This is a genomic window from Pseudoduganella violaceinigra DSM 15887 (assembly GCF_000425385.1).
Classification (GTDB): domain Bacteria; phylum Pseudomonadota; class Gammaproteobacteria; order Burkholderiales; family Burkholderiaceae_D; genus Rugamonas; species Rugamonas violaceinigra.
The window spans coordinates 175938-184910 of record NZ_KE384357.1 but is presented as its reverse complement, the minus strand read 5'-3'; the positions used below and the strand labels follow the sequence as shown (position 1 = coordinate 184910).

8 protein-coding genes are annotated in these 8973 nt (G+C 61.2%); 7 read left to right on the top strand and 1 reads right to left on the bottom strand.

The window, feature by feature from the left end; genetic code table 11:
• Window positions 1-83 precede the first annotated feature (83 nt).
• Entirely contained in the window at window positions 84-974 is an 891-nt protein-coding gene (locus tag H597_RS0120430) for a LysR family transcriptional regulator ArgP (RefSeq protein WP_028103757.1), read from the top strand.
• A 76-nt stretch (window positions 975-1050) separates the two neighbouring features.
• On the opposite strand, the gene H597_RS0120425 is transcribed toward H597_RS0120430, so the two are convergent.
• Entirely contained in the window at window positions 1051-2067 is a 1017-nt protein-coding gene (locus H597_RS0120425; protein WP_229632227.1) for a type II asparaginase, read from the bottom strand.
• Window positions 2068-2204: 137 nt separating this feature from the next.
• On the opposite strand from H597_RS0120425, the gene H597_RS0120420 reads away from it, so the two are divergent.
• From H597_RS0120420 to H597_RS0120395, 6 genes are all read left to right on the top strand, one after another.
• A complete protein-coding gene (locus tag H597_RS0120420; RefSeq protein ID WP_083941208.1) occupies window positions 2205-2714 on the top strand; it encodes a DUF3305 domain-containing protein in 510 nt (169 codons plus the stop codon).
• A complete protein-coding gene (locus H597_RS31810; protein ID WP_035374911.1) occupies window positions 2704-3096 on the top strand; it encodes a DUF3306 domain-containing protein in 393 nt (130 codons plus the stop codon). The genes H597_RS0120420 and H597_RS31810 overlap by 11 nt, the downstream gene beginning before the upstream one ends.
• Window positions 3071-5161, top strand: a complete 2091-nt coding sequence (locus H597_RS0120410) for a 4Fe-4S binding protein (protein ID WP_083941207.1) — start codon at window positions 3071-3073, stop codon at window positions 5159-5161. The genes H597_RS31810 and H597_RS0120410 overlap by 26 nt, the downstream gene beginning before the upstream one ends.
• On the top strand, window positions 5158-5718 hold the full coding sequence (locus H597_RS0120405) for a TorD/DmsD family molecular chaperone (RefSeq protein WP_028103753.1): 561 nt from the start codon (window positions 5158-5160) through the stop codon (window positions 5716-5718). Before H597_RS0120410 ends, H597_RS0120405 begins: the two co-directional genes overlap by 4 nt.
• A gap of 116 nt (window positions 5719-5834) precedes the next feature.
• On the top strand, window positions 5835-5984 hold the full coding sequence (locus H597_RS0120400; RefSeq protein WP_229632220.1) for a hypothetical protein: 150 nt from the start codon (window positions 5835-5837) through the stop codon (window positions 5982-5984).
• 15 nt (window positions 5985-5999) lie between these two features.
• A complete protein-coding gene (locus tag H597_RS0120395) occupies window positions 6000-8963 on the top strand; it encodes a formate dehydrogenase subunit alpha (RefSeq protein ID WP_028103751.1) in 2964 nt (987 codons plus the stop codon).
• The last annotated feature ends 10 nt before the right edge of the window (window positions 8964-8973 follow it).

Genomic DNA, 8973 nt, shown 5'->3' with positions numbered 1-8973 from the left:
AGATTCTGCCGCCGCTGGCCTTCCAAATGAAGCTTAATTAAGATGTTTCAGTATTCATTAATTTTGCTAAAGGAGTGGCGCGGATGATTCCAGATGCGCGACAGGGAGAGGCCCTGCTGGCGGTGATCGATTCCGGTAGTTTCGAACAGGCTGCAGCCATGCTGCATCTGACCCCGTCGGCGGTCTCGCAGCGGGTTAGCGGCCTGGAGTCGGCGGTGGGCGCGCCGCTGTTGATTCGCAGCCGGCCAGCCCGTTTGACCAGCGCCGGCCAGCGCCTGGTGCAATATCTACGCCGTAGCCGATTAATGGAGCAGGAATTCCTGGCCGATTTAAAGGCGGAGGAGGCGATGCCCCCGCGCATTCCGGTGGCCGTCAATAACGACACGCTTGGCACCTGGTTTTTGCCCGAGCTGAGCCAATTCCTGAACCGTGAAAACATCCTGCTGGAGATAATCCTCGACGACCAGGATCATACATATTCGCTGTTCGAAAAGGGTTTGGTGCTGGCGGGCGTTTCCAGTGAGCCGGAACCGATGCGCGGCTGCCGTTCACAGCATTTGGGCTTTATGCGCTACCGTTTATTGGCCCAGCCGGATTTTGTAAAACGCTGGTTCCCCGATGGATTCACGCGCGAAGCAGCCCGCAAGGCGCCGGTGATGTTTTTCGACCGTAAAGACTCGCTGCAAACGATATTCATCGAGCGCGAACTGGGGCTGCCGCTTGGCTCCTATCCGGTCCATTACGTTCCTTCCAGCGATCCATTTGTCGAATCGATCCGGCTCGGCATGGGATACGGAATGCTACCGCGCCAGCAATATAAATCCTTGCTCGATGCGGGGAAATTGGGGGATTTAGTACCGGGTAAATACCTGGATATTCAGCTGTATTGGCATTCATGGCGTATCCAGTCGCCAAAGCTGGAAATGCTCACTGAACAGGTGCTTGCCGCTGCAGGGCGGGCGCTGGATCGCTAAGCCGAAAGCTGGCGTAATCGCGCCAATTGTTGGCGCGAAGGGCGAAAAAAAGGCCCGCACTTGGCGGGCCCATGCATTAATACATGTAGAACATGCGCTGCAGTTCTTTGGTATTCGTGGTCTTGGTCATACCCAGCATCAGCAGGATGCGGGCTTTTTGCGGATTCAGCGTATCGGCCACCACAAAGTCCAATTCATCGTCATTCGCTTCACCATTGCGGGCCAGGATGCCGTTACCAACGCGGCTGGCGCGCACGATAACCGTGCCATTCTTGCGGGCGGCAATCAGATCCGGTTTTACTTTTGCGGCCAGGCTGCCATCGCCGGTGCCGGCGTGCACAATACCTTTGGCGCCGGCGGCGATAAAGGCATTCAGCGCCACAGGATTCATATTCGCATAGCCATAAACAATGTCGACTTGCGGCAGCACGCTCAGGTTCGAAATATCGAATTCGGTGTCGACGGTGTGTTTGCGGGTAGAGGTGTGATAGAAGTGGGCTTTGGGACCCTGGATATAACCCAGCATGCCCAATTCCGGAGTTTTAAAGGAATCCGGCGTCGAGGTATTGGTCTTGGTGACATCGCGCGCGCCATGGATTTGATCGCCCAAGGCCACCAGCACGCCTTTGCCAATTGCTTCCTGGCTGCCGGCAATTAATACCGCGTTATACAGGTTGATCGGGCCGTCTGCCGACAAAGCGGTGCCCGGACGCATGGCGCCGACCAGCACAACCGGCTTGCGCGACTTGACCACCAGGTTCAGGAAGTAGGCGGTCTCTTCCAGGGTGTCGGTGCCGTGGGTGATCACGATGCCATCCACGTTTGGCTGGGCCAGCAGGGTGTTGACGCGCTTGCCCAGGGTCAGCCAATGGTCGTTGGTCATGCTTTCGGAGGCGATCTGGAACACTTGCTCGCCAGTAACGGTAGCGATCTTGGACAGTTCCGGTACGGCATTGATCAATTGCTGCACGCCAACGGTAGCGGCGGTGTAGCCGACCGTGGTGGTGGAGCTGGCGCCAGTGCCCGCAATGGTGCCGCCTGTGGCCAGAATAGTTACGTTAGGAAGTTTCTGCGCATGCACGCTGAACGCCATCAGGAAGGCGAACAGGGTGAAAATGAACTGCGCGGGCTTGAAACGTTGCATGCGATCTCCTTTGGCTGATTTCGGGAATGTTGCGCATCTTACTAAATCTAAGGCAGTATTGTTATATCTTCTTGATAGCCGGGGGGATGGTGGAAACAGATGCACTCAGTATCGCTGTGCTCATGCAGCGCAAGCCTTTGAAGAGCAACTGGCAGCCATTCCAGTGGCTGCCGGCGGAGGTTGTGCTGTCTCCGTTGCCGGGCGGGCCGCCGCGCTGCCTGCGCGATGATCCCTCCGAGACCTTGTGGCTCTATCCGGGCCTTTCGACGCGCTTGTATTCCGATGAGGCGGAAGGCTATTTCCTGAACCTCGATTCCGGGGCCCCGTGCTGGTTCATCATGTGGCGGCTGGAGGACGACGTGGCGGTGCCCCAATGCGTGACTTTGTCCTACAACGAAGCCGCACGGCTGATGGATGGCGGCGAGCAGGTGGATACCTTGCTTTTGCCTTCTGAAATCGTGGAGCGGCTCGGCGCCTTCGTGGCGGAGTATTACCGCCCCGAACCGAAGGGCAAGCGCCGCCGGCCATCCTTTGAAGGCGGGGCCGCCGTGCAGCAGATGGCGCGCGAAGAGGGGACGGGGCGCCATGGCCGCTGAGACATTCTTCGCCCGCTGGTCGCGCGTCAAGGCCGAATCCCCGCCGGAGCCCGCGCAAGCGCTCCCTGTCGCGGCGTCGGCTGAAACAGAATCCGTGCCCGCTCCCACGCTGGAACAGGTCGAACAATTGACCAGCGATTCGGACTTCAAACCCTTCGTGGCGCGCGGCGTCGACGAGGCGATCCGCCGCGCGGCCTTGAAGAAGTTGTTTGCCGATCCGCATTTCAATGTGATGGACGGTCTCGATACCTACATCGACGACTACAACAAATTCGAACCCCTGACTCCCCTGATGGTGGCAGCCCTCAATCATGCCAAGAACCTGATCGCGCGCGAATTCGCAGCGGAAGAAGACGATGAGCCAAAAGACGAGGATCTGTAACTGCAATAACACCATGCCATTGGACGGCGCCGCCATTGGCAAGGCCTTGGGAGAGGGGCCGTTGCCGGTGGCGAGCCAGCTTTGCAGGCGCGAGGTCAACGAATACCTGCAAACGCTGGACGGGGCGGAGCGGATCGTCATCGGCTGTACGCAGGAAGAACCGCTCTTCCGCGAACTCGCGGAAATGAAAGCCGTCGTCGCGCCGTTGCGTTTTGTGAACCTGCGCGAAACCTCCGGCTGGAGCACAGAGGCCAGCCAAACCACGCCCAAGATGGCAGCCCTGCTGGCGGCCGCGCGCCTGCCCGATGCTGAACCGGTGCCGGAGGTTGAATACCAGTCTGAAGGCCGTGTTCTCCTGTTGGGACCTGCCCGGCGCGTACTGCCATGGGCGCGCAAGCTTGAACGGCAATTGCAAGTAAATGTCCTGCTCACAGATGGGAGCGATGCGGCGCTGGCGGGCCATTCCTGGCCCACGTTCAGTGGCGGGCAGCCGCATGTCCAGGGTTGGCTGGGCGCCTTTCAAGTCAGCTGGCAGCAGAAAAATCCCATCGACCTCGAACTGTGCACGCGCTGCAATGCTTGCGTGAAGGCTTGCCCGGAAGGGGCGATCAGCCTGGCATACCAGATAGACCTGGAGGCATGCCGCTCGCACCGCGATTGCGTCGCCGCTTGCGGTGCGGTGGCGGCAATCGATTTCGACCGCGTTGAAACTGAGCGCAGCGGTGAGTTTGACCTGGTGTTTGACTTGAGCGAGACACCTTTGCTTCGCATGCACCAGCTGCCGCAAGGGTACTTCGCCCCAAGCGGGGATGACGGGGCGGCGGCATGGGCTGCGCTGCAGATGCTGGAGCTGGTCGGCACGTTCAGCAAGCCGCGCTTTTTCCAGTACAAGGAAAGCATTTGCGCCCACAGCCGCAGCATGCAGCCGGGCTGCAATGCATGTATCGATATCTGCTCGGCCGAAGCTATTTCCTCTGCGGGCGACCATATCAAGGTGGCGCCCCAGCTTTGCGCCGGATGCGGCGCTTGCACCACCGTCTGCCCATCGGGTGCGCTGACCTATGCCTGGCCGCGCGCGCCGGATCTGGGCGAGCAAATCCGCGCAATGCTGGCGGCATATGCCCGTGCCGGCGGCGCGCGCGCGGCGATCCTGATCCATAGCGGGGAGGAAGGCGGGGCGCTGGTCCGCGAACTTGGGCAACTCGCCGCCGCCGGCGCCGCGCAAGGCGTGCCGGCGCGGATGCTGCCTCTGGCGGTCCATCACGTGGCGTCGGTCGGGATGGATCTGTGGCTGGCCGCAGTGGCCTATGGCGCCGCCGATGTGGCGCTGCTGGCCTCAGGCGGCGAGGCGCCTCAATATGTGGATGCACTTCAGGAGCAAATGACGATTGCGCAGGCGATTATCGATGGCATGGGCTACACAGGCATCAGGCTTCATCTGTTGCGCGCCCGCGATGCCGCGGAGTTCGACCGCGAGTTGCAGCGGTTTGTCCCGAATCCCGGCGTTGATATGCTTCCCGCAGCGGCTTTCCACGCCGCGGCGGCCAAGCGGGAAACGCTGGACTTTGCCTTCGCGCACCTGGCCCGGCACGCGCCGGCGGCGCCCGACCTGATCGCGCTTCCGGAAGGGGCGCCTTTCGGCGCCGTCGCCATCGACACGGGCAAGTGCACGCTGTGCATGGCCTGCGTGGGGGCCTGTCCCGAGTCCGCATTGACCGACAATCCGCAACTACCGCAGCTGCGCTTCACCGAATCGAATTGCGTGCAGTGCGGCCTGTGCGTGCACACCTGCCCCGAGCAGGCGCTGTCGCTGCGGCCCCGCCTGGCGTTGGGCAGCGCAGCAAAACAGGCGCGCGTGCTCAACGAAGCCCAGCCGTATCACTGCATCAAGTGTCAAAAAGCTTTCGGTACCTTGCAAATGGTGGAGAATATGGTGAGCAAGCTTGCTAGTCACGGAGCCTTCGCCGGCAATCCTGACCGGTTGCGCATGTGTCCCGACTGCCGCGTTATCGACATGATGCAGCCTGACAAAGAAGTATCCATTCTTGAGGTGAAACGCCAATGACCGAAGACGAAGAATATGCGCGTTCCGAACTGTATGGCGTGCTGTCGATGCTGTTCTATGGGCCGCCGTCGCAGGCCGTGCTCGAATTGATCGAAGATGCGGCCATCGAAGGCGATGGCGTGCTGGCCGATGCCTGGCGCGGCCTGCAGGCCGCCAGCAGCCAGACCACCGCCGAACGCGCAAAGGAAGAATACGAATCGCTGTTTATTGGGGTGGGCAAGTCGGAAGTCATGTTGTACGGCTCTTACTACCTGTCTGGTTTCCTGATGGAGAAGCCGCTGTTGGCCCTGCGCAGCGACTTGGCACGGCTAGGTCTGGAGCGCTCTGAAAATCTGTCCGAAAGCGAGGACCATTTCGCCGCGCTGTGCGATGCAATGCGCCTGCTGCATGGCAACATCGCAACACAAAAAGAATTCTTCACTGCCCATATCCAACCCTGGGCACACCAGCTTTTTGATGCCATCGATGCGCATCCCGGGGCTGCGTACTACCGCGCCGTGGCCGGACTGGCGCGCGGCTTCGTCGACGTCGAGGGACAGGCATTCGATATGGCTTAGTGGTTAATGCATAGTTAGATCATTTGTGCTAGTGTTAAAAGACTAACTGTTGTTGGCTAAGGGAGTCTACGATGTCAACGCAATCCCGCTCTGGAAGACGGTCTTTTTTCACTAGCATGGGAGCACTGGCCGCAGCCGGCGTCGCTGCGAAAATGGCCAGCAGCCCACCCGTCGCGGCGCCGCCCGCGGAAGCCGAGCCGCCGCCCGGCACCGGATACCGCCTCACCGACCATATCAAGAAGTACTACCGCACCACCAAGATCTGAGCGGAGGGCAAGATGATGCTCCTTACACGTAAAGGTCCGTCCGGCCCCCGTGCGCCTGGACGTTTTGCGGCAAGCCTGGAGGGCAGCCTGGCGCGCGCCTTGCCGACGATGGACCGGCGCGCTTTCCTGAAGCGTTCCGGCATCGGTGTCGGTATCGGGCTGGCGGCCACGCAGCTTTCGCTGATGCGCAAGGCGCAAGCCAAGGAACCTGCCTCTGCCGGCGGAGAAAGCAAGCAGCTCGTGCGGCGTACGGTCTGCAGCCACTGTTCGGTGGGCTGCGCGGTCGATGCGGTGGTGGAGAACGGCATCTGGATCAGGCAGGAGCCCGTGTTCGATTCGCCGATCAACCTCGGTTCGCATTGCGCCAAGGGCGCGGCCCTGCGCGAGCATGGCCACGGCGAATACCGCCTGAAGTATCCGATGAAACTGGTGAACGGCAAATACCAGCGCATCAGCTGGGACCAGGCCTTGCAGGAAATCGCGGCCAAGCTGCTGGACATGAAAAAGAAGGATGGCCCGGATTCCGTGTTCTTCGTCGGCTCGTCGAAGCACAACAACGAGCAAGCGGCGCTGCTGCGTAAATTCGTTTCCTTCTTCGGCACCAATAACTGCGATCACCAGGCGCGCATCTGCCACTCCACCACGGTGGCGGGCGTGGCTAACACCTGGGGCTACGGCGCCATGACCAACAGCTATAACGATATGCAGAACGCCAAGGCGGCCATGTATATCGGTTCCAATGCGGCGGAAGCCCACCCGGTCTCCATGCTGCACATGCTGCATTCCAAGGAAAACGGCTGCAAAATGATTGTGGTCGACCCGCGCTATACGCGTACGGCTGCGAAATCCGACCAGTACATCCGCATCCGTTCGGGATCCGACATTCCCTTCCTGTACGGGATGCTGTGGCATATCTTCAAGAACGGCTGGGAAGACAAGGAATACATCGCGGCGCGCGTCTACGGCATGGACAAGGTGCGCGAAGAGGTGGCCAAGTGGACGCCGGATAAAGTGGAGGAAGCCTGCGGCGTACCGGAGGCCCAGGTACTGCAGGCCGCCGAAACAATGGCCAAAAACCGTCCGTCCACCGTGGTCTGGTGCATGGGCCAGACCCAGCACACCATCGGCAATGCCATCGTGCGCGCATCCTGCATCCTGCAGCTGGCGCTGGGCAACGTGGGCAAGAGTGGCGGCGGTACCAATATCTTCCGTGGCCACGACAATGTGCAGGGGGCGACGGACGTCGGCCCGAACCCCGACTCGCTGCCGGCGTATTACGGCCTGGCCGCCGGCGCCTGGAAGCACTGGTGCGCGGTATGGGGCGTCGATTACGAATGGGTCAAGAGCCAGTTCGCATCGCAGGCCATGATGGAGAAATCCGGCACCACCGTGTCGCGCTGGGTCGATGCGGTGCTGGAGAAAAATGAGCTGATCGACCAGGACAGCAACGTCAAGGCAGTCTTCTTCTGGGGCCATGCGCCAAATTCGCAGACGCGCGGGCTGGAAATGAAGAAGGCCATGGACAAGCTGGAAATGCTGGTGGTGATCGACCCCTATCCCTCCGCCACGGCCGCCATGGCCGCAATGAAAGCGGAAGGCCAGGATCTCAACCCGAACCGCGCCGTCTACCTGCTGCCGGCCGCCACGCAGTTCGAAACTTCCGGCTCGGTGACGGCCTCCAACCGCTCGGTGCAATGGCGCGAGAAAGTGATCGAGCCGCTGTTCGAGTCGCGCACCGACCACATGATCATGTACCAGCTGGCGGAAAAGCTGGGCTTCGGCAAGCAGCTGGCGGCGAAGCTGAAACTGGTGCCGGGCAAGGGCAATATGATGGAGCCCGAACCCGAATCGATGCTGCGCGAGATCAACCGCGGCAGCTGGACCATCGGCTACACCGGCCAGTCGCCGGAACGGCTGAAGGCGCACATGCGCAATATGCACATGTTCGACGTCAAGACCCTGCGCTGCAAAGGCGGCAAGGACGCGGAAACCGGCTATGACCTGACGGGCGACTATTTCGGCCTGCCGTGGCCTTGCTACGGCACCCCGGAACTCAAGCATCCCGGCTCGCCCAACCTGTACGACAACAGCCAGCACGTGATGGACGGCGGCGGCAATTTCCGCGCCAACTTCGGTGTGGAGCGCGATGGCGTCAACCTGCTGGCCGAAGACGGTTCCTGCTCCAAGGGCGCCGATATCACGACGGGTTATCCTGAATTCGACCATGTGCTGCTGAAAAAACTGGGCTGGTGGGACGACCTCACCGACACCGAGAAGCTGGCTGCCGAGGGCAAGAACTGGAAGACCGACCTGTCCGGCGGCATCCAGCGCGTGTGCCTGAAGGTGCACGGCGTGCATCCGTTCGGGAACGCCAAGGCGCGCGCCGTGGTGTGGAATTTCCCCGACCCGGTGCCGCTGCATCGCGAACCGCTGTTCGGCACGCGGCCCGATCTGGTGGCCAAGTACCCGACCCACGACGACAAGAAGGCCTTCTGGCGCATGCCGACCCTGTACAAGACCGTGCAACAGAAGGCTGTCGACGATGGTCTGGCGAAGAAGTTCCCGATCATCCTGACATCGGGCCGCCTGGTGGAGTACGAAGGCGGCGGCGAGGAAACCCGTTCCAACCCCTGGCTGGCCGAACTGCAGCAGGAGAATTTCGTCGAGATCAATCCGACGGCCGCTTCCGAGCGCGGCATCCGCAACGGCGATTACGTGATCGTATCGACGCCGACCGGTGCGCGCATCAAGGTGAGGGCGCTGGTGACGCCGCGCGTGGGCGTGGACACGGCTTTCATTCCGTTCCACTTCTCCGGCTGGTGGCAGGGCAGGGACCTGCTGGAGTTCTACCCCGAAGGCGCGGCGCCGCTCGTGCGCGGCGAGGCGGTCAACACGGCCACAACCTATGGCTACGACGCGGTCACCATGATGCAGGAGACCAAGACGACCATCTGCAATATAGAACGCTTCGCCGGCTGAGGAGATTGCC